Genomic DNA, 20,843 nt, shown 5'->3' with positions numbered 1-20,843 from the left:
TTGCGCAATAAGCAGGCGGTGTTTACTATATCGTGACAAAAAAATGTCTATAATAGTACTATTTGTACTTGGTATTTCATTTCATGTATGTACTCTTCTTGAAAATGGGGCGAAAATTATCGTATGATAAGGCTATAAAAGGAAAAAGGGAGGCACGTACGATGACTGTTACAATTTATGATGTTGCACGAGAAGCGAATGTTTCGATGGCAACCGTTTCTCGTGTAGTCAATGGTAACCAAAATGTAAAACCAGCAACACGAAAAAAAGTATTAGAAGTAATTGAACGATTAGAATATCGTCCGAACGCAGTAGCGCGAGGGTTAGCAAGTAAGAAAACTACAACAGTTGGCGTGATTATCCCAGATATTGCAAATAATGTTTATGCGGAGCTGGCACGTGGTGTAGAGGATATCGCTACAATGTATCGTTACAATATTATTCTTGCCAACTCAGATCAACATGAAGATAAAGAGCTACAGTTGCTAGATACAATGCTAGGTAAACAAGTGGACGGTATTGTGATGATGAGTGATGAAGTAACAGAGAAAATGCAACAAACGATGGATCATTCACCAGTACCAATTGTTCTTGCGGGTTCTGTAGATGAATCACAAACAATTGCCACTGTTAATATTGATTATTTCCAGGCAGCTTATGAAGCAATTTCGTTACTGATTCAAAACGGTCATACACGAATTGGCTTTGTAACAGGTCCTCTTACTTATACGATTAATGGTAAATTTAAGCTTGAAGCTTATAAAAAAGCACTTCAAGATGCAGGGATAAGTATAGATGAATCACTAATTGCTGCAGAGGAATCTAGCTATGATATGGGCTTAGAGGCTTGGGAAATATTATCTGCCCTTGAAAACCCTCCAACGGCTTATTTTGCAGGAAGTGATGAACTTGCAATCGGTTTGATTCATGGTGCACAAGATGCTGGTAAAAATGTGCCTGAGGATATCGAGGTCATCAGTTTTGAAAATTCTAAGTTAGCACGTATGGTTCGCCCACAGCTTACAAGTGTAGCATTACCGCTATATGATATCGGAGCTGTAGCGATGCGATTATTGACTAAGCTTATGAATAAAGAGCCTGTAGAGGACGAAAAGGTAGCGGTTATATTACCGCACCGTATCGAACATCGCCAATCTGTTAAAAGCAAATAAGAAAAAACACGTAAATCTAATTTGATGATTTGCGTGTTTTTTTATGGGAAAATGTTTGCCATTGTAAACGTTGTTGTACGATAAGGCGAACGCTTTCCCAGAGCACACTAAGCATTCAGAATTGTTTGAGTGCCTGGCACCCACTAACTGCGCTTTTCTGTGCGGATAATATGTAATGCTTTTTCTAACATTTGCGCGTTCTTTTCTTCAATTTCAGCTTTTCTAGGGATTGGTTCATAGAGAGGGTTAGGATCTTCCCATGTTGGGATAAAAGGAACTGGCGCTTCTGGCTGCCAACGGTCTAACCACGCTTGTGGTAAGGCACCTGTTGGTATTTCTTGATCTGTCATTTCTAGCCATAGCATCGACCATGCCCTTGGCACAACACGCCAAATATCGTAACCACCACCGCCAACTGCAATCCATTTCCCATCGCAATATTCGTGTGCGAGTTTATGTGCAAGCTTTGGAATTTCTCTATAAATATTCATTGTACCGTATAAATGTGTTAATGGATCAAAATAATGTGCATCTGCACCGTTTTGAGTTAAAACAACATCTGGTTTGAAAAATTCAAAAACTTCACGCATAGCTTTTTCATATATTTCTAAGAAACTTTCATCTTCAGTAAACGCATCAATTGGAAAGTTAAAAGAAGTACCATAACCTTGACCATTGCCGCGCTCAGTTATATTACCCGTTCCAGGGAATAAGTAGCGACCTGTTTCATGAATTGATAATGTACAAACATTTGGGTCTTCGTAGAAACTCCATTGTACACCGTCACCATGGTGTGCATCAGTATCGACATAGAGTACACGTGCATTGTACTTTTCCTGTAAATAACGAATGGCAACGGTACTATCATTATATATACAAAAACCGGAAGCACGCCCGCGGAAACCATGATGTAGTCCACCACCAAGATTTAGTGCATGCTGAGACTTTCCTTCCATTACACAATCGACAGCGGTTAAAGTACCTCCGACAAGCTGCGCACTTGCTTCATGCATATTTTCAAAGATAGGTGTATCTTCAGTGCCTATACCATAGCTTGCACATTGTGCCTCGCTCAGCTTACCATGGCCTGCATTTTTAACGATTTCAATATATTTTGAATCATGTGCAAGCAAAAGTTCTTCTTCCGTGGCAATGCGTGCAGGAACGATATCGACATCATCGAGTGCTCCTATATTTTTAAGTAAATCCATCGTTAGCGTCAAGCGTTTGTGATTGAAAGGATGCGTATCTGAAAATTTATATCCGAGTTGCTCTGGCGAATAAACAAAGACAGCCTTTTTCATTTTAAAGAAACACCTGGTAAATTAGGCCATAACACGTCGAATCCTTCATGGCGAAGATCTTCAATGATAGCAAGTGGGTTTAATGTTTTTACTCGGACGCTTAAAATTTTATTTTGTGTATTTTCAGAATCAGGATATACTAGAACGCTTTGGACATTTGCATGATGGAGATTGAAAATTTTAGTAATTTCAAATAATACTCCTGGTGTATCGCTAACTCGGATTTCTATTTTGGAGCCAGGTTCAGTGGCACCAGTTAGTTCTATATATGTGTAGAGTAAATCGGTTGTTGTCACAATGCCTACTAGTTTTCCACCGGAGACAATTGGTAAACAGCCTACCTTAGCTTCATAAAAAGTTAGTGCTACTTCTTCTACAAAATCAAGTGGATGGCCGACAAGTGGGTTTTTGATCATTATTTCTTCTACCATCGCACTAAAGACTGGAGAATTAGGTTCGTCTTTCAATGAGGAAGGCAATGCCTCTTTAATATCGCGCTCCGTAATAACACCTAGAACATGTCGTTCGTTATCGATAACAGGTAAATGACGAACTTTTTTCTCGCGCATCAATTTCAACGCTTCCAAAACAGTGTTTGTCGGAGCCAAAGTGTAAGGCTCATCATTCATAATTTCTTCAACAATCATATACTGATCCCCTTTGTGTTGGTTTTAATACATGAAGCGATTTCTAAAACGAAGTCTGTCGAATCTTTCCATTGTTTCAGGAGGCACTCGTTTGCCCTCTCGTGCCATAAGGCAGTTAGCAGGATGAGATGTAATTTCAGGATCATCTGTAGCAAAATATTCGAAGCCGACTGAACTCATCATCCGCTCCATCATTTTGCGGTAATCCCATACATTTAATCCTGTACCTTTTAAGTCCCAATGCCAATAATATTCGGTTGTTATAACAAGGTAGTCCTCCATTTCATCCCCCATGAAAGACACCGCTAACAAGGCTTTACCAACCCCTGTTCCACGATAGTCTGGAATGACCTCAATAGCACCTAATTCAATCATATTATCGATTCTGTCCTCTGCCCACCGTTCAAGCGGATCAGGATATAAATAGGTGACGTAGCCTACAATAATGTCGTTATTTCGGATAATAATAATACGGCCTTCAGGAAGCCCGGCGATTTCTAAGATGGCTTGCTGTTGTTGTTTAGGGGGTCTAAAGGCAACTAATCCCTCGTGGAATGAATATGTAGCTAATTTTTCTGGAGGAACAGGTCCTTCCACATAAACAGTACCATGCTTTGTCTCCTTTGTAACAGAAAAAAAAGTCTTTTTGTGTTCCATAATTACACCACCTGAGTTTAATAATTCCATTATAGCTGATTTAAAGCCGAAAAACGCTTAAATTTACGAAATATAACTACATTTTCGGAAAAATAAAAATATTGAGACATTCTGATTGAATTCGTGTAAAATAGATTTATATTGCAACTGTTATTTAACAGATAAATGCTGATGTATTAAGCATTGATAGAATTAAAACTGCATAAACTGTTCTATAACAATTGCTACATAACGTATTTGTCTTTGGAGAAAGTGGCGAATTTTAATCTCATTCAGTAGCTGTTTTATATGGCGAAATTGTTTCAATTGCCATTATTTCACTTAATTTTCTAAAAGGGGATGGATGCTCACTTTTTTATCCTTTATAGGGAGCTTCAAGAGAAGATTATTGCATAAGCAAAGTGGAACGAATTGGCAGACAGCTACGATTACGCTGATGCGTAATTGCGGGGGATATCGTGAGTACGATTTGAAATTTGCTTACGAATGTACTAAAGCCAAAAAAAGGAAGGGGTAAATTTATGGGGATGAAAACGATGGAGAAATTAAAAGCAATACCAGGGCAGTATAACTTGCCAAATTATGAGGAGGTAGCAGCAACTCATGATTGGGTAGAAACTGAAAAGGCATTTAGTTGGCACGAAACAGGTTTAGTGAATATGGCTTATGAGGCTATTGATCGCCATACAGAAACATCTCGAAAAAATAAAGTGGCACTGTATTATAACGATGGGAAGCGCAAGGAAGCATACTCTTTTAATGAAATGAAAAGGTTGACGAACAAGGCAGCAAATGTTTTTAAATCAGCGACAAACATTGAAAAAGGAGATCGTTTATTTATTTTTATGCCTCGTTCACCAGAGCTTTACTTTTCGTTATTAGGTGCTTTAAAAATGGGCGTTATTGTAGGACCATTGTTTGAAGCATTCATGGAAGGTGCAGTTTATGATCGTCTTTCTGATAGCGATGCGAAAGTGTTAGTAACAACACCCGAATTACTAGAGCGAGTTCCATTAGATAAACTGCCAAACTTGCAACATGTATTTTTAGTAGGGTCTGATATAGAAGAAACGCCACAAATTTTAGATTTTAATAAGCGCTTGAAAGAGGCTTCCGCTAAATTTGACATCGAGTGGATGGACCGCGAGGACGGTATGATTTTACATTATACTTCTGGGTCGACAGGTGCTCCAAAAGGTGTTTTACATGTTCACAATGCGATGGTTCAGCAGTATCAGTCGACGCAGTGGGTACTTGATTTAGGTGAAAATGATATTTATTGGTGTACGGCTGACCCAGGTTGGGTAACGGGGACATCCTATGGAATTTTTGGTCCGTGGTTAAATGGTGTGACAATGCTTATTGTTGGTGGAAGATTCTCGCCACAAGCATGGTATCAAGCAATTGAGGATTATAGTGTAACAGTTTGGTATAGTGCGCCAACAGCATTCCGTATGTTAATGGGTGCAGGTAGTGGAATGCTGGAAAATTATGATTTATCATCATTGCGTCATGTATTATCTGTTGGGGAGCCACTTAACCCTGAAGTTATCCGTTGGGGTAGTGAGGAGTTAGGACATCGCATTCATGATACTTGGTGGATGACAGAAACGGGTGCACATATGATTTGTAACTATCCGAGCATGGATATTAAGCCCGGATCAATGGGCAAACCATTACCAGGTGTGCACGCGACAATTGTAGATGATGCGGGTAATGAAGTTCCACCATTTACAATGGGTAACTTAGCTGTGCGTCGTGGTTGGCCAGCCATGATGCGTCAAATTTGGGGTAATCCAGAGCGTTATGAATCATATTTCTTAAAAGGTGAGTGGTATGTGTCTGGTGACTCCGCTTATATGGATGATGAAGGTTATTTCTGGTTCCAAGGTCGAGTGGATGATGTCATTATGACAGCAGGTGAACGAGTTGGGCCGTTCGAGGTTGAAAGCAAGCTACTAGAACATCCAGACGTAATAGAGGCTGGGGTTATCGGAAAACCGGACCCTATACGTGGCGAAATTATAAAAGCATTTGTATCTTTACGAGAAGGCGTGGAGCCATCGGATGCTTTAATTGAGGATATTCGCGAGTTTGTGAAAAGGGGCTTATCAGCTCATGCGGCACCAAGAGAAATTGAATTTAAGGAAAAGCTACCGAAAACACGCAGCGGTAAAATTATGCGACGCGTGTTAAAAGCATGGGAGTTAGATTTGCCAACTGGCGATCTTTCTACGATGGAAGACTAATGGCTACAACGTATAATTTATTTTTATTCAATATATGCATCTAAAGAAGGTAGGAATTCATTCGGTTAACGAAAGGGTTCCTACCTTCTTTTTTCTTAATTAGCGGTAGAAACTATAGATTTTAAACAACTATAACAGAAGATTAAGAAAATAATATAAATAAATAAAAATTCAGTTGACTTAATAAATATGCAGACGTATACTATTTTTAACTTATTTTAGAGGTGAGTGTAATGAAAGTAGGAATTGTTGGAGCAACAGGATATGGAGGATTGGAGCTTATCCGCTTTTTACATAATCATCAGGCGGTGGAGCATATTGATTTATTTACATCTTCAGAAGAAGGTGTCGTTTTTTCTACAAAGTTTGGACATTTAGTGACGATTACAGATTCGCCATTGCAAAAAATAGATTATGAAATTTTATCGAAATTGGATGTAGTGTTTGCTAGTACGCCTTCTGGTGTGACAAGTGAACTGTTACCACCTTTAGTTGGAAAAGGTCCGCGGTTAATTGATTTATCAGGGGATTTTCGATTAAAGAATCCAATTAGCTATGAAGAGTGGTACGGAAAAAAGGCTGCTCCACTAGAAATTATTCAGCAAAGTGTGTATGGCTTAACTGAATGGAATGCTCATAATGTGAAAAATGCCTCACTTATTGCGAACCCAGGATGTTATCCAACAGCGGTTCTGCTTTCGTTATTGCCTTTGTTAAAAGAGAGACTAATAGATTCTAATTATCTCGTGATTGATGCAAAAAGTGGAATTTCGGGAGCTGGCAATAAACCATCGCAAACAACACACTTTAGTGAAGTGAACGAAAGCTTTTCCATTTATAAGACAAATACGCATCAACATATTCCTGAAATCGAGCAAGCTATTTCGATGTTTGCTGGTATAGAGACAGCTATTACTTTTAATACACATTTAGTACCGATGACACGTGGAATTTTATCCACTGCATATGCGCCGTTAATGCCAGGTATCACAGAGCATCAATTAGTCGCTTGCTTACAAGCAGCATACGAAAAACATCCGTTTGTACGGGTTGTCACCGATGTTAATAGCCTTGCTACAAACCGTGTGAAAGGCTCTAACTATTGTGATATTTTCGTAAAAGTTGATAACCGTACAAACCGTGCAACGATTGTTGCTGTTATTGACAATTTAGTTAAAGGGGCAGCGGGGCAAGCGATACAAAATATGAATGTGCAATTAGATTTACCCCAAACAACAGGCCTAGACGTCGTGCCATTTTTTATTTAAGAGCCCATTTAAGTGCCAGTCACCGAAACAATTTTGAATTTTGCCAATTGTTTTGGTGCCAGTCACTCTTATTTTAAAACTGAGGAGGAATACGTTTATGACATTAACAGCATCAACGAACGTTATGAAAAAATTATCAAGTAAAAACATCGTTTCACCCAAAGGCTTTAAAGCAGCAGGTATCCATTGCGGATTAAAGCATAAGAAAAAAGATTTAGCTATTTTAGTTAGTGACGTTCCAGCAAGTGTAGCTGGCGTATTTACAACAAATGCCGTTCAAGCGGCACCTTTAAAAGTAACGAAAGAAGTTGTCTACACAACAAAAAAAATTCAAGCAATGATTGTAAACTCCGGTAATGCTAATGCATGTACTGGTAAGCAAGGAATGAAAGATGCGCAAATAATGCAAGCTTTAGCAGCTGAAAAGTTAGGGATTGCTGCAAATTTAGTTGGTGTTTGCTCAACAGGTGTAATCGGAGAAATTATGAAGATGGAGCCGGTTGCTAGCGGAATTTCCCAACTAGAGCCGAAGGATAGTTTAGAGAGTGCAATCGATTTTGCACAGGCAATTTTAACAACTGATACGGTTATGAAAAATACGAGCTATAGCACAATTATTGATGGTAAAGAAATTATTATTGCAGGTGTAGCAAAGGGATCAGGAATGATTGAACCAAATATGGCGACAATGCTAGGTTTTATTACGACAGATGCGAATATTGAATCGGATGTATTACAAGAGGCATTATCGGAAATTACAAACTTAACGTTTAATGCGATTACGGTAGATGGAGATACTTCGACAAACGATACGGTAGTTGTGATGGCAAATGGTGTAGCTGGCAATAATCTTTTAACATCAGCGCATCCGGATTGGCATAACTTCTACTATACATTAAAAACTGTAGCAGAAGATTTAGCGAAAATGATTGCGCAAGATGGAGAAGGTGCAACGAAATTGATTGAGGTTGAAGTAGAAGGCGCCATTTCAGATGATGAAGCACGTAAAATTGCAAAAACTGTTGTTGGTTCTCCACTTGTAAAAACAGCAGTATTTGGATGCGACGCTAACTGGGGACGAATTATTGCAGCGGTTGGTTATAGTGGCGCAACAGTTGACCCAGATAAAATTACAATTCAAATTGGTGGCGCAACAATGGTCGAAAACGGTGAACCGATTGCATTTTCTGAAGATGAGTTAATTCAAATTTTAAAAATGCATGAAGTAAAAATCTTTGTGTCACTTGGTATAGGCGAAGGCAAGGGGCATGCTTGGGGATGTGACTTAACGTATGACTACGTTCAAATCAATGCATCTTACCGCTCGTAAACGCATGGTTATTAAGCTGGGTGGCAGCACGCTTGAAGGCTTAAATGAGGCTTTTTTTGAAAATTTTAAAAAACTACAAGATAGCGGAGTAGAACTTATTATTACGCATGGTGGGGGCCCTGCTATTAATCGCGAGCTTGCTGCACGAAATATTGAATCTCATGCATTAAATGGCATACGTGTAACAAGCGCAGCAGCTATTGACATTGTTCAGTCTACATTAATAGGGAATGTTAATCCTTCATTAGTGCATGAGTTAACAACAGCAGGAATTGCAGCAGTCGGGCTTAATGGCTTTGATGGCCAATTACTTGTAGCGGACTTTTTAGACAAGGAAATTTACGGCTTCGTAGGGGAGGTGCAATCGGTCAATACATCGTTGTTAGAAGCATTAATTACAGCTGGAATTGTCCCAGTAATAGCATGTGTTGGTGCTGATTACAATGGTCAAGCGCTGAATATTAACGGAGATACAGTAGCGAGTGAAGTAGCGCTTGCTATTGGGGCAGAAAGGTTACTGCTTGTTACGGATGTTTCGGGTATCCGTATTCAAGATGAATATCAAACAGAGGTAACGCCACCGTTAATAGCGAAGTGGATTGAGGAAGGTCATATTTATGGTGGAATGATTCCCAAAGTACAAGGGGCAATCGAGTGTCTGAATGCAGGCATTCCATCGGTGCAAATTGTTGGAGACACATTAGTCGGTACAACGATTTTGCCATAATGTAGTTATGTAATAAGTGGATGCCGTCTGTGCAGGTGGTGTCCGTGGAAAATGAAGTTGAGGAGCTGATATAATGAGCGCTTTATTTGGAAACTATGGCAAACGTCGTGCCCAAATCGTTAAAGGGCAAGGAACTGTTGTGCAAGATAGTGATGGCAAAAAGTATTTAGACTTCACAAGTGGTATTGCCGTTGTTAGTCTTGGGCATGCTCATCCTGCTATCGTAAAGGCTATTCAAGAACAAAGTGAAACGCTTTGGCATATGTCGAATTTATTTGATATACCTGGGCAAGAGAAGGTAGCCCAAAAATTAGTTGCAGATACACATTTTACGTATGCCTTTTTCTGTAATAGTGGTGCGGAAGCTAATGAAGCGGCAATTAAGCTCGTTCGTAAGCATACAGGGAAACATCATATTATTACATTTGAAAAATCGTTCCATGGTCGAACGTTTGGAGCAATGTCAGCAACTGGTCAAGGCAAGGTACATAATGGGTTTGGACCACTCGTTGATAAATTTACAATACTTCCATTCAATGACGTAAAGGCTCTTGAAGCAACGATAGACGATTCAGTTGCAGCCATTATGCTGGAAATGATTCAAGGTGAGGGCGGTGTTAATAGCGTGTCGCCTGAATTTGCAGCTGCAATTGCAAAAATTTGTGAGGATAAAGGCATTTTATTGATTGTTGATGAGGTGCAAACAGGTATCGGTAGAACAGGAACGCGTTATGCATATGAACAAACAATCTTGAAGCCGAATATTGTGACATTAGCAAAAGGTTTAGGGGGAGGTTTCCCAGTAGGAGGAATGTTAGGGACAGAGGAATTGTATGATACGTTTAGCCCGGGAACGCATGGCACTACTTTTGGTGGGAATCCTTTAGCAATGCGTGTTGCTGAAACGGTACTTGATAACGTTTTTGAGCCAAGTTTTTTAGAAAATGTGCAAGAATTATCATCCTATTTTGTGAAGCAACTAAAAGCCAATTTACCGACAGGCTATACAGTACAAGGTCAAGGTTTATTACTTGGAATTGGTTGTGGCGATATGGAGGTAGCACCTTTCATTACAGCAGCGGAGGACAAAGGTTTACTTCTTGTAGGAGCAGGCCCAAATGTTATTCGACTTTTACCGCCGCTTACGGTGTCTAAAACAGAGATTGACGAAGCAGTAGAAATTTTAAAAACGATATTACTATAATAGAAGTAGGTTGACTAAAACTACTAATGAAAAGGGCACTACTAGGCCCTAAAAAGAGAAAAAGCGTTAGATTGACTGCAATCAATCTAACACTTTTTTGTGTTGCCAATGATGTCCGCTACGGCGCTTCCACTAGTGCTATTTAGAACACCTTTGTCTTCTTTTTAGCATTTTTACGTTATGTCCAGCCTAGTGTTACTAGGCGTAAGCGTAAGTCATCACATATTATTGCAGTTGTTTGACCAATTTATTTACAAGGTTAGGAAGCCAAACGTTTAATTGACTAAATGCGAAGCCTGCTGCTTCTGCTTTTGCGTTTGACATATACCAATGATTTGGAATGCCATAAGGCGATTGAGAATTTTCATCGCCACCAATTAGCGAAACTTTTGCGCGTTTTCCTGTTTCCTTCTCAATTAATTCGAGTAATGCTTTCAATGAAATAGTACCAGATGCAGTTGCATTATATGGCCCTTCAATCGGAGCAACACCAGCAAAATATAAAAATGCTGCAGCTTCCTCGTACGAAATGAAACTCATTTTTGCATCCACATTCGGTAACGATATAGGTTGTTCATTTAAAATACGTTCTACGTGAAAATGTAAGCGACGCGTATAGTCGTGCTCACCAAGGACGATAGGGAAACGCACAGCGACAACAGGAAATGTCGCTTCTTTATAAAGAACAGCCTCGGCTTGACGTTTACCTTCACCATATGTGAAATCATTAATATCGCCCATACGAATCTCATATTCATACGGATTAAAATCAGCTTCTGTTTTCATCTTTCCATCTGCTTCATATGTAGCTAGTGTTGAGGTGAAGACTAGCTTTTTCGTCTTGTTCTCTAATATTTGCGCCATTTCATGTGCTTCGTTTGGTGAATAACAAATATTATCGTAGACGACATCCCATGTTGTATTAGCTAACGCTTGTGTTAATGCATGAACATCGTTGCGATCAACGGTAATCTGGTGAACTTGTTCTCCAAATGGGTTGCCACTTTGCCCACGAGTTAAAATTGTTACATCATGTTTGTTTTGAAGGCAAAGCTCAACTAATTTTTTACCAAAAAAGCGCGTGCCACCTAAAACTAAAATTTTCATTTTACCTACCCCTTTGTTAGTTGTCCTCTTAATAATGACAAAAAAATAGGCTTACTACAATTGAAATTTCATTGTAGTAAGCCTTTTATTATTCGGTTGGTGGATCCGTTGGAGGTGTGGTACCTCCGTTATTACCGGAGCCATTGCCGTTAGTAGATCCGTTTTCATTATTATCGGAACCATTGCCATTATTAGACCCGTTCCCATTATTACCGGAACCATTGCCATTGTTTGAGCCGTTCCCGTTATTACCAGAGCCATTACCATTACCATTACCAGTGCCATTGCCGCCATTAGATCCGTTCCCATTATTGCCGGAACCATTCCCGTTGTTAGAGCCATTACCGTTATTACCATTTGCCGGTGGTATTGGAACAGTAGGTGTAGTTGGATTTTCTTCATCGTCATCTTCATCTGGTTTTGTATCACTGCCACCTGTTGAAACAACATTTGATTGAGGTGAAGTTAAACCTGTAATATCAACAGCAACAACTACATAAGCTTGTCCGCTAGCAACTGTCATACTTTGAGTAGCTTCTAGTACCGAAGAAACAAGCGTGTTCCCACCATTCGTTACATTATAAATTCGATAGCCTACTACATCGTTAGACGAGCCACTCCAAGATAGCGTATTGCCATTAATTGAAGCCTTTACAGCTGCAGGCGCACTACCATCAGCTGGGAAATCGACTGCTGATACAGATGAATTTGATAGTGATGAATTTTTAGGTAGTAGACTTGCTGGGTTACCACCAAGTTTACCTAACATCCGTTTTATAAAGGCTTGGTTAATACCAGCACCACTAGCTTTTACAAACTCTGCTGGTGTATTTGGATGTGCATTATACGTTTTACCTTGAATTGTTACGACGCTCGATGAAGCTAAGCTGTCATCAGGTTGTGACGGTAAAAATACTTTTGCGTTAAATAAATCTGAGCGTACAAGTCCTGCACTAGCACAAGCCGCAGAAGGTGCAAGACCAGAAATTCCACAGAATGAAGCAGTCACAACATTTTTGGGTGCCTTAAAGTTTGTTGGAGCATCAATTTGTTGTGGATCTACATCATAGACTGAGTTCATTAATGTACCCCATAGTTTGTTAATGCGGGCACTTGGTTGCAAATACGTATTATTAAATGCATCAAGTGAGCGTTGTTTATCGTAGCCCATCCAGACACCAAGGGAAACATTTGGATTATAACCAACTAACCAAACGTCATTCGTGTATTGTGAAGTACCTGTTTTAGCTGCAAAATCAGAATTGAATTTTAATGTATTTTTTGCAACTGTCCCTGTGCCTTTTGATAATACATCTCGCAACATATCTGTCACGATATAAGACGTTTCAGGACTAAATACTTGTACAGGTTCTACTTCATGTTGATAAATAAGATTACCATCTTGGTCTTCTATTTTTTCAATCATATAGGCATCAACAAACTGACCACCATTCGCAAAAGTAGCATAAGCATTTGTATTTTCTTCAACAGTTGTACCTACTTCTAAAGCACCGATACCTGTTGAAAGGTTTGTATAATCTTCAGGTTGTAAATCCGAGAAGCCCATTTTTGCTAAAAACTCAGCAGGACGTCTATTTAAAATTTCGTAATATAGGCGTAGGGTTGATATATTTAGAGAGTCAGCTAACGCTTCACGTGCAGGAATAAGACCGCGTTCATCGTTCGCCGAAAAGTTCTTAGGACTCCACTTGCCAATAGAGAACTTAACGTCAACTAATGGACTCCCTGCACCAATCACGCCGTATTCAATTGCTGGTGCATAAACAAGTAATGGTTTCATTGTTGAACCATTTGAACGGGTAGAGCGAGTTGCGTGGTTTACTTGACTCGTTTTAAAATCACGACCACCTAGGAAACTTAAAATTCGTCCTGTGCTATTTTCCATTAAAATACTGCCTACCTGTACAGGCATTTGCACATCGATTTCCTCACCTGTTACAGGATCTTTGCCTTTACCGGTATACGTTTGTCCGTAATATTTAAAGTTATCAGCCGCTTTTTGCATGGCATCGTACATATCTTTGTTGATTGTGGAATAAATACGATAGCCTTTTGAACGAACATCGCGGTCAGCTAAGATTGAATATTTTTCTTCTAGTTTACTTTCTGTTTTTAAGCGTTCTGGATCGATGCCATCTTCTTGCGCTAACTTTTCAGCAATAATTTGCTTCGCGCGTTCTTCCAGTTCAAACGTTAACCAAGGATAACGATCTTCTGGACGTGCTTCTGGCGAACGGAAGTCTTTTGTAATGTCGTAAGCGAGGGCTTCTTTGTATTGTGTCTCGTTAATGTAGCCAGCTTCTTTCATGCGATAGAGCACCGTTTTCATACGATCGATGCCTAATTGTAAAGCTTCTTCACTTTTTAGCACACCTGTATTAGTAAATGGTGTGTAAGTATAAGGTGCCTGTGGAATACCTGCTATGTAAGCGGCTTGAGGAAGCGTTAAATCCTTTGCTTTCACATTAAATATACCTTCAGCAGCTGTTTCAATACCTGCAATATTGCGTCCAGTTGAATTTCGACCGTAAGGAATAATATTTAAATATGCCTCTAAAATTTCTTCCTTTGTCATAAAGTGTTCTAAGCGCATTGCCAGTAGCAATTCTTTTGCTTTTCGCTCATAGGAAACTTCATTTGTTAACACTTGGTTTTTAATAAGTTGTTGTGTTAATGTAGAGCCACCTGTCTGCGTAGCAGAGTTAGTTACGTCCTGGAGTAGCCCTCGAATAACGGCTTTAGGAACAATCCCATTATGCTCGCGGAAATATTCATCCTCCGTTGCGAGTACTGCATTAATTAAGTCTGGTGCAACAGCGCTAAGAGATGTTTCACGACGTTCTAAATCAGTACGCAATTTCCCAATATAAATATTGTTGGCAAAATAAATTTCACTTGTTTCCTCATAGTTAAAAATAAGGTCTCGTAATTCTTCTTTAGAGCGCAATGGCTCTTCTTTTACAAGTGAGGCAAAATAGCCGGCGCCAACAGAACCAACAAATACTGTGCCTACCAATGCAAAGACTAAAAATAGTAAAAATAAGTTCCAGACTACGCTGCCTGAAATACGTAATGTCTTCATCCATTTTTGTTCGAGTAATTCATCGATCTTTGCATTGATTTTCTCAATCCAATCTTTCAAGGTATCGACCTCCTAAAATCTTGTTTATTATAGCATATAATGAATTGCCTCGAACATAGTTATTGACATTGAAAGAGAATCGTTTAGAATAATGCTTATAGTTTTCTAGTGATGAAGAGTTTGCAGTAGTGTCTATATTCCCTGTTTAGAGAGCCAGCGGTTGGTGAAAGCTGGTCATAATGTAGAGACGAATTACGTACTTGGAGCTTAGACGTGCGCGCCTGCGATAAAGGCGGTTGAATGAGAGGAAGATGGATGACATCTTCAAGCCGGGTGGTACCGCGTTAGTTATTAACGTCCCTGCATGCAATATTTTTGCGTGTAGGGACTTTTTTGTTTCTACACGCTAAAGAAAAACATTTTAGGAGGAAGAAACAATGACAAACGAATTATTACAAGATTTAGAATGGCGTGGTTTGCTGTACCAACAAACTGACGCTGAAGGCATGGAAAAACTTTTAGCAGAACAGTCTGTTTCTCTTTACTGTGGTGTAGATCCAACAGCTGACTCTATGCACATCGGTCATATCGTGCCTTTATTAACGCTTCGTCGCTTCCAAAAAGCAGGCCACCGTCCGATTTTACTTGTCGGTGGTGCGACAGGGATGATTGGAGACCCATCTGGTCGATCTGAAGAACGTCAACTTCAAACAGTGGAGCAAATTGACAAAAACGTGCAAGCTATTCGAGGTCAATTAGAGCGCATTTTTGAATTTGCAGAGGATGGAAATGGAGCTCAACTTGTTAACAACCGTGACTGGATTGGAAATATTAGTACAATTGAATTTTTACGTGATTACGGGAAATTAATTAATGTTAATTACATGTTAGCAAAGGATACGATTGCTTCACGTCTTGATACAGGTATTTCATTTACAGAATTTGCTTACACATTAATTCAAGGTATTGATTACAATCATTTATACAACAACTACAACTGTCGCATTCAAGTGGGCGGTTCAGACCAATGGGGTAATATTACAACCGGTTTAGAAGTAATTCGTAAAACACATGAAGAAGAAACAAAAGCATTTGGTATTACGATTCCATTAGTAACAAAAGCAGATGGTACGAAATTCGGTAAAACAGCTGGTGGTGCAGTATGGTTAGATAGTAAGAAAACATCTCCTTACGAGTTCTACCAATTCTGGATTAACGCTGCTGATGCGGACGTTATTAAATATTTAAAAATCTTTACGTTCTTAACACGTGAAGAAATTGACGCCTTAGCTGTATCTGTAGAAGAAGAACCACATTTACGTAAGGCACAAAAAGCTTTAGCGGAGGAAATGACACGCTTAATCCATGGTCAGGAAGCATTAGATCAGGCTATTCGTATTACTGCTGCACTATTCTCTGGCGATTTAAAAGCTCTATCAGCTGAGGAAATGAAGGATGCATTTAAAGATGTTCCTTCTATTGAAATGGCGAAAGAAGCGAAAAATATCGTGGATTTACTTGTGGAAGCAGGGATTTCATCTTCAAAACGTCAAGCTCGTGAAGATGTGACAAATGGTGCAATTAGCGTGAACGGTGAAAAAATTACGGATTTAGAATATATCGTAGATGAAAAAGATCGTTTAGAAGATGCATTTAGCATTGTACGCCGCGGTAAGAAAAAATACCATATGGTGAAATTTATTTAGTTTGGATGCCAGTCACTCACACAATTCTCACACAATTCAACATCCCCTCGTTATTTCGAGGGGATGTTTTCATTTTTAGCATTCTAAAAAACTTGGCAGAGCGATTTGCTGATAGCTTTGAGGGTGTAGAAGCTGCGCAAGTTTTAGTGCGCCCTCAACGAGTCGAGGCGATGGACGACAGTACAACCATTCTTCCATTACATGGACATGCTGCTTTTGAACTGCCTGAAGTTCGTTGGCATGTGGACGTTTCAATAAATGAGCAGGTTTAATGCGTGTAAAGGCAACACCGACCCATGCCATCAAGATATAATCAGGATTACGTCGTACGATTTCTTCCCAGTCTGTTTGGACATTTGCTAACTCGATATCGCGAAAAAGATTTTGTCCACCTGCAAGATTGCTAATTTCAGTTAACCAATTGATCTTTCCTGGCGTAAAAATAGGATTTGGCCACCATTCCCAATAGAGTGTTGGTTTTTCTTGAATAGTTTGTGCAATCGTTTGGAGCTGTACGATAAAGTGTAAATATTCCTCAGAAATCTTTTTAGCATGTTCCTCTACTCCACAAGCAACGCCTAGTGTTATGAGATCCAGCGCAATTTCATTTAGCGAGTTGGCATTAAAGACGATGTGGGGAATGTTTCTTTCCTGTAATGCCTCTATGTTTTTTTCCATGCCAGGTACACTTAACGATGCAAGTACTAAGTCTGGCTTTAGTGCCTCTAGTGCATCTATATCAATCGATAAATCTGGGCCAAGCTTTGGCAATTCGTGCACAGCTATAGGCCAATCTGAAAAATCATCAACACCTACAAGTTGATGGGTTAACCCTAGATAGGCAACAAGCTCAGTGTTGCTTGGGCAAATTGAGATTAATCGCATATGTTTCCCCCATATCTTTTTAAGAAAAGTATAGCTGTCACTGGACGCACATACAATAAGCGATTGCTTTTTGCTCAAAAAAAGACGTGCCTCATTGAGACACGCCATTTTTATTAATTTTTTAAGAAAGTGCAACTGCTTCAAGGGATTGTGCTGTTTTTACTACAGGTCCCATTGCTGCTGTAATAATTTGTTTAATGTCCTCTAATGTAGCTTTACGAGGATTTGTTGCAGCACAAACGTCTTGCATTGCATTTTTTGCTAAAATTTCGATATCCTCATCCTTCGCGCCTAATTCACGGAAGCCACTAGGAATATTCAAGTCTTTAGACAGTTTTTCAATGGCAGTAATTGCTTTTTCAGCAGCGTCACGTTTACTGATGCCTTCAATATTTTCTCCTAGCAATTCAGCGATACGAGCAAAACGTTCTGTGCGTGCTGTCAAGTTGAAGCGGCAAACGTGTGGCAGTAAAATCGCATTACATACGCCATGTGGTAAGTTATAGAAGCCACCTAATTGGTGAGCGATCGCATGTACATAGCCAAGTGAAGCATTATTGAACGCCATACCTGCTAAAAATTGTGCATATACCATTTGCTCACGTGCTTCTAAATCTGCACCATTTGCGTATGCACGTGGTAAAAACTCAGGTACTAGCTGAAGTACTTTTTCTCCACATGCATCAGTAATAGGCGTTGCGTCTGTCGATACAAATGATTCGATGGCATGTGTTAATGCATCTAAACCAGTTGCAGCTGTTAGAGCTGGAGGTAAACAAATCATTAACTCTGGATCATTAATCGAAACTAGCGGTGTAACGTGCTTGTCAACAATCGCCATTTTAACCTTACGTTCAGTATCCGTAATGATTGTAAAACGTGTCATTTCACTCGCTGTACCAGCTGTTGTATTAATAGCGATTAATGGCACCAGTGGGTTTTCTGATTTGTCAACGCCTTCATAATCATGAATGCGTCCACCATTCGAAGCAATAAGTCCGATACCTTTTGCTGCATCATGTGCACTTCCGCCTCCAAGAGATACAATTGAATCACAGTTTTCTGCATGATAAACAGCGATTCCATCTTCAATGTTTTGATCTGTTGGATTTGGTTCTGCTTTAGGGAAAATTGCAACATCAATTCCAGCTGCTGTTATGATGTTAGCAATTTGCTCTGAGAGACCTAATTTGTGTAAGCCCTCATCTGTTACGATCAATGTCTTCTTCACTTCTAAATCATTTAAACGTTTACCAACTTCTTGAATTGCTCCAGGTCCAAATAAGTTTGTTTTTGGCATTACAAATTGCTTTAGAACGTCTGACATATTTCCAACCCCTTTTAACAAATTATTATTGCTTGAATGATGGCTAACCACCTTCCGAAATCCATATTATTCTATTTTTTTTAAAAGTTCAAGACGAATTTTTATTAAAATTGTTAATTTTCTTCCTGTTATTATTTCACAAAAAAGTAACTAAAAAGATGATAATGAAGAAGTGAATAAGGAGTAAGATGGTTGATTTGAATACATTTTAAGAAATACTATCGTATAAAAGTAAAATATATTTTTTGGAAATTCGTTCTATTTATAAGGCTAGTTGAATAGTAAATAACTGATATACAGTTGTTAATATAATGATAGTGTTTATGTTGTTTGAGAAGTGGAGAATTGCTATTTTAATGTACAGAAAAATTTACAATTAATTTAAATGTTAATATTGCAAATAATTGTGGATTAATGGACGAAAGGATTTTTTTGAAAAGATAATAACTCTTGGATTATAGAAGAGAAGCAAGTTTAATGGCGTTAAATACAAAGGACTTAGCTAATTTAATAAGTTGAAGTGCGGAGTTCGAAGTATTATGCTCACAGTGCTTTTTTTAGTAGTTATGCTATGGAGCGTAAGACGAATAAGTTGTAGGATACTTGTACAGCGTTTAACCCAACAATCATCGCTAAATAGTATGACAAAGAGGATTGTTCAAGTGTACTAGAACATAGAGACTCTATAAAAACGTTATTTTTTTATAAATAAATGCTATTGAATTCGATATCCATTTCTATTATGAAAACAAAAGTTATTTTTATAAGTTTAAAGAAAATAATAGACTTTTAAAAAAATAATGTTTAGTCATGTATAGACTGGGAATATAAATAGTGAGCTAGTCAATAGCTTAAAAAAATTATTTAGGAGGAATTATAATGGCTAACAAGCAAAACAATCGCAACAGAAACAACAATGAAAACATGACTGTAGAAGAAGCGGGTCGTAAAGGCGGAGAAGCTACCTCCAAAAATCATGATCATGATTTTTATGAAGAAATAGGACGTAAAGGCGGAGAAGCTACGTCTAAAAATCATGGACAGGAATTTTATCAAGAAATTGGACGTAAGGGTGGAGAAGCTACAGCTGAAAACCACGACGACGATTTTTATGAAGAAATAGGACGTAAAGGCGGAGAAGCACGCAGCAACCAGCTTGGTAACAACTCCAATGGAAACCAAAATCAACGTAATAAAAATAACAATAGCAATAATAATAACAACAACGACTAATTTAATATGAGGTAAAAGCCTTAAACAAGCAAAGAGGCGTTTGTAGTTTTTAACTACAAACGCCTTTTTGATGGAAAAATTCTCATTTCCTCTGAATTAACAGGATAAATATGTTGAATTTCCCCTAAATGTAGTATATATTTAATCCGCTTGTAATAAATTATCATTAGATTGTTTTCAGAGGAAATGAGGAAAGCGTTAATAATGACAACATTGCTTAAAGAAAAAGAACTATATGATGTAATTAATTCCGTTATGCAAACTGTAGGGATAACGGTGGCGATAAAACAAGATCATTGTGGTATTAATATGAGTTATAACTTTATTGGGGATTATATAGGATTTGATGCGAACAGATTAATAGAAGCAAGAAATGAGCTAATGTTACCACTTTCGCTTGAGGTTTATGTAAAAACAATTACTTTACATGAACTAGGTCATGCTGTTGACCGTGAAGCGCTACAAGCATCACTTCCAAGAACGATTGAATTTTTCAAGATGAAGAAACAGCATCCCAAAAAAGAAATTTATCGAAATGAACGTCTTTTATCTATGATAATTGAGGAGCACGAAATGAATATTCAATTTGAGGAAACTGCATGGGATAATGCACGGAACCTTAATAATACACTTCAGCTAATAGATAAAAAGGACTTTGATTATATAAAGCAGCATAGCCTAGCGACATATAATAAATTATATGAACAAGATTTACATGCATACAATAACCTTTTAAGCCAGCCTGTTTTACAGTTGGCCTAGGGAAAGCGATCGTCAGCACTCCAAATTGTTTGAGTGCCTGGCACCTAAAGTCACTCATTTGAAAATAATGAGTGACTTTCTTTTATATGTAGGAAAAATTAATACCCAAATTAGCAAATTGAATAGTTTAATATGTCTATGTGAAATCGTGTTGAAATGCAA

Annotated in this window: 16 protein-coding genes and 1 other annotated feature; of the genes, 9 read left to right on the top strand and 7 right to left on the bottom strand. The window is 38.6% G+C overall.

What is annotated here, in order from left to right; genetic code table 11:
• Window positions 1-161 precede the first annotated feature (161 nt).
• Window positions 162-1,172, top strand: a complete 1,011-nt coding sequence (gene ccpA, locus ACIQXJ_RS14245; RefSeq protein WP_403054639.1) for a catabolite control protein A — start codon at window positions 162-164, stop codon at window positions 1,170-1,172.
• Window positions 1,173-1,315: 143 nt separating this feature from the next.
• Here ccpA and ACIQXJ_RS14240 read toward each other — a convergent pair whose 3' ends face one another.
• Genes ACIQXJ_RS14240 through ACIQXJ_RS14230 form a run of 3 tightly spaced genes read right to left on the bottom strand, consistent with a single transcriptional unit; the run spans window position 1,316 to window position 3,780 of the window.
• Window positions 1,316-2,476, bottom strand: coding sequence for an acetoin utilization protein AcuC (locus ACIQXJ_RS14240; RefSeq protein WP_403054638.1), 1,161 nt, complete (start codon window positions 2,474-2,476; stop codon window positions 1,316-1,318).
• The gene (locus ACIQXJ_RS14235; RefSeq protein ID WP_403054636.1) at window positions 2,473-3,123 is read right to left on the bottom strand and encodes an acetoin utilization AcuB family protein; all 651 of its coding nucleotides are present in this window, start codon (window positions 3,121-3,123) and stop codon (window positions 2,473-2,475) included. The genes ACIQXJ_RS14240 and ACIQXJ_RS14235 overlap by 4 nt, the downstream gene beginning before the upstream one ends.
• Window positions 3,124-3,147: 24 nt before the next feature.
• On the bottom strand, window positions 3,148-3,780 hold the full coding sequence (locus ACIQXJ_RS14230; RefSeq protein WP_403054634.1) for a GNAT family N-acetyltransferase: 633 nt from the start codon (window positions 3,778-3,780) through the stop codon (window positions 3,148-3,150).
• A 521-nt stretch (window positions 3,781-4,301) separates the two neighbouring features.
• Here ACIQXJ_RS14230 and acsA point away from each other — a divergent pair.
• The 5 genes from acsA to ACIQXJ_RS14205 all read left to right on the top strand — a co-directional run bounded on the left by acsA (window position 4,302) and on the right by ACIQXJ_RS14205 (window position 10,558).
• On the top strand, window positions 4,302-6,029 hold the full coding sequence (gene acsA, locus ACIQXJ_RS14225) for an acetate--CoA ligase (RefSeq protein ID WP_403054632.1): 1,728 nt from the start codon (window positions 4,302-4,304) through the stop codon (window positions 6,027-6,029).
• A gap of 233 nt (window positions 6,030-6,262) precedes the next feature.
• Complete coding sequence (argC, locus tag ACIQXJ_RS14220; RefSeq protein WP_403054630.1) at window positions 6,263-7,297, top strand: N-acetyl-gamma-glutamyl-phosphate reductase; 1,035 nt, start codon at window positions 6,263-6,265, stop codon at window positions 7,295-7,297.
• Window positions 7,298-7,394: 97 nt separating this feature from the next.
• Window positions 7,395-8,627 (top strand): bifunctional glutamate N-acetyltransferase/amino-acid acetyltransferase ArgJ, encoded by a 1,233-nt coding sequence (argJ, locus tag ACIQXJ_RS14215; RefSeq protein ID WP_403054628.1) that lies wholly within the window; start codon window positions 7,395-7,397, stop codon window positions 8,625-8,627.
• The gene (gene argB / locus ACIQXJ_RS14210; RefSeq protein WP_403054626.1) at window positions 8,590-9,354 is read left to right on the top strand and encodes an acetylglutamate kinase; all 765 of its coding nucleotides are present in this window, start codon (window positions 8,590-8,592) and stop codon (window positions 9,352-9,354) included. Before argJ ends, argB begins: the two co-directional genes overlap by 38 nt.
• Window positions 9,355-9,427: 73 nt before the next feature.
• The gene (locus ACIQXJ_RS14205; protein WP_403054624.1) at window positions 9,428-10,558 is read left to right on the top strand and encodes an acetylornithine transaminase; all 1,131 of its coding nucleotides are present in this window, start codon (window positions 9,428-9,430) and stop codon (window positions 10,556-10,558) included.
• A 225-nt stretch (window positions 10,559-10,783) separates the two neighbouring features.
• Here the strand turns inward: ACIQXJ_RS14205 and ACIQXJ_RS14200 are convergent, their stop codons facing one another.
• Together ACIQXJ_RS14200 and ACIQXJ_RS14195 are read right to left on the bottom strand one after the other, a co-directional pair.
• Window positions 10,784-11,665, bottom strand: coding sequence for an NAD-dependent epimerase/dehydratase family protein (locus tag ACIQXJ_RS14200; protein ID WP_403054622.1), 882 nt, complete (start codon window positions 11,663-11,665; stop codon window positions 10,784-10,786).
• Window positions 11,666-11,753: 88 nt separating this feature from the next.
• Window positions 11,754-14,828 carry a transglycosylase domain-containing protein gene (locus ACIQXJ_RS14195; RefSeq protein ID WP_403054620.1) on the bottom strand — a complete coding sequence of 1,025 codons (3,075 nt, stop codon included), beginning with the start codon at window positions 14,826-14,828 and terminating at the stop codon, window positions 11,754-11,756.
• A 102-nt stretch (window positions 14,829-14,930) separates the two neighbouring features.
• Window positions 14,931-15,133, top strand: a binding site (T-box leader).
• A gap of 72 nt (window positions 15,134-15,205) precedes the next feature.
• Here ACIQXJ_RS14195 and tyrS point away from each other — a divergent pair.
• Entirely contained in the window at window positions 15,206-16,474 is a 1,269-nt protein-coding gene (gene tyrS / locus ACIQXJ_RS14190) for a tyrosine--tRNA ligase (protein ID WP_403054618.1), read from the top strand.
• A gap of 75 nt (window positions 16,475-16,549) precedes the next feature.
• Here tyrS and ACIQXJ_RS14185 read toward each other — a convergent pair whose 3' ends face one another.
• Together ACIQXJ_RS14185 and ACIQXJ_RS14180 are read right to left on the bottom strand one after the other, a co-directional pair.
• Window positions 16,550-17,359 carry a cobalamin-binding protein gene (locus ACIQXJ_RS14185; protein ID WP_403054616.1) on the bottom strand — a complete coding sequence of 270 codons (810 nt, stop codon included), beginning with the start codon at window positions 17,357-17,359 and terminating at the stop codon, window positions 16,550-16,552.
• 121 nt (window positions 17,360-17,480) lie between these two features.
• Complete coding sequence (locus tag ACIQXJ_RS14180) at window positions 17,481-18,686, bottom strand: iron-containing alcohol dehydrogenase (protein ID WP_403054614.1); 1,206 nt, start codon at window positions 18,684-18,686, stop codon at window positions 17,481-17,483.
• 879 nt (window positions 18,687-19,565) lie between these two features.
• Between ACIQXJ_RS14180 and ACIQXJ_RS14175 the strand changes: the two genes are divergently transcribed.
• Window positions 19,566-19,919, top strand: a complete 354-nt coding sequence (locus ACIQXJ_RS14175; protein ID WP_403054612.1) for a KGG domain-containing protein — start codon at window positions 19,566-19,568, stop codon at window positions 19,917-19,919.
• A 204-nt stretch (window positions 19,920-20,123) separates the two neighbouring features.
• A complete protein-coding gene (locus tag ACIQXJ_RS14170; RefSeq protein ID WP_403054610.1) occupies window positions 20,124-20,681 on the top strand; it encodes an integrase in 558 nt (185 codons plus the stop codon).
• Window positions 20,682-20,843: the final 162 nt, after the last annotated feature.

Source organism: Lysinibacillus sp. NPDC097868, assembly GCF_044761135.1.
In the GTDB taxonomy this organism is placed as follows: domain Bacteria; phylum Bacillota; class Bacilli; order Bacillales_A; family Planococcaceae; genus Lysinibacillus.
The sequence above is the reverse complement of the archived record's forward strand: the minus strand, read 5'-3'. Positions and strand labels throughout refer to the sequence as shown.

Excerpts from the sequence above, each read along its gene's own strand:
- ccpA (WP_403054639.1), top strand. The coding sequence starts at position 162 with ATGACTGTTACAATTTATGATGTTGCACGAGAAGCGAATGTTTCGATG.
- ACIQXJ_RS14240 (WP_403054638.1), bottom strand. The coding sequence starts at position 2,476 with ATGAAAAAGGCTGTCTTTGTTTATTCGCCAGAGCAACTCGGATATAAA.
- ACIQXJ_RS14235 (WP_403054636.1), bottom strand. The coding sequence starts at position 3,123 with ATGATTGTTGAAGAAATTATGAATGATGAGCCTTACACTTTGGCTCCG.
- ACIQXJ_RS14230 (WP_403054634.1), bottom strand. The coding sequence starts at position 3,780 with ATGGAACACAAAAAGACTTTTTTTTCTGTTACAAAGGAGACAAAGCAT.
- acsA (WP_403054632.1), top strand. The coding sequence starts at position 4,302 with ATGGGGATGAAAACGATGGAGAAATTAAAAGCAATACCAGGGCAGTAT.
- argC (WP_403054630.1), top strand. The coding sequence starts at position 6,263 with ATGAAAGTAGGAATTGTTGGAGCAACAGGATATGGAGGATTGGAGCTT.
- argJ (WP_403054628.1), top strand. The coding sequence starts at position 7,395 with ATGACATTAACAGCATCAACGAACGTTATGAAAAAATTATCAAGTAAA.
- argB (WP_403054626.1), top strand. The coding sequence starts at position 8,590 with ATGACTACGTTCAAATCAATGCATCTTACCGCTCGTAAACGCATGGTT.
- ACIQXJ_RS14205 (WP_403054624.1), top strand. The coding sequence starts at position 9,428 with ATGAGCGCTTTATTTGGAAACTATGGCAAACGTCGTGCCCAAATCGTT.
- ACIQXJ_RS14200 (WP_403054622.1), bottom strand. The coding sequence starts at position 11,665 with ATGAAAATTTTAGTTTTAGGTGGCACGCGCTTTTTTGGTAAAAAATTA.
- tyrS (WP_403054618.1), top strand. The coding sequence starts at position 15,206 with ATGACAAACGAATTATTACAAGATTTAGAATGGCGTGGTTTGCTGTAC.
- ACIQXJ_RS14185 (WP_403054616.1), bottom strand. The coding sequence starts at position 17,359 with ATGCGATTAATCTCAATTTGCCCAAGCAACACTGAGCTTGTTGCCTAT.
- ACIQXJ_RS14180 (WP_403054614.1), bottom strand. The coding sequence starts at position 18,686 with ATGTCAGACGTTCTAAAGCAATTTGTAATGCCAAAAACAAACTTATTT.
- ACIQXJ_RS14175 (WP_403054612.1), top strand. The coding sequence starts at position 19,566 with ATGGCTAACAAGCAAAACAATCGCAACAGAAACAACAATGAAAACATG.
- ACIQXJ_RS14170 (WP_403054610.1), top strand. The coding sequence starts at position 20,124 with ATGACAACATTGCTTAAAGAAAAAGAACTATATGATGTAATTAATTCC.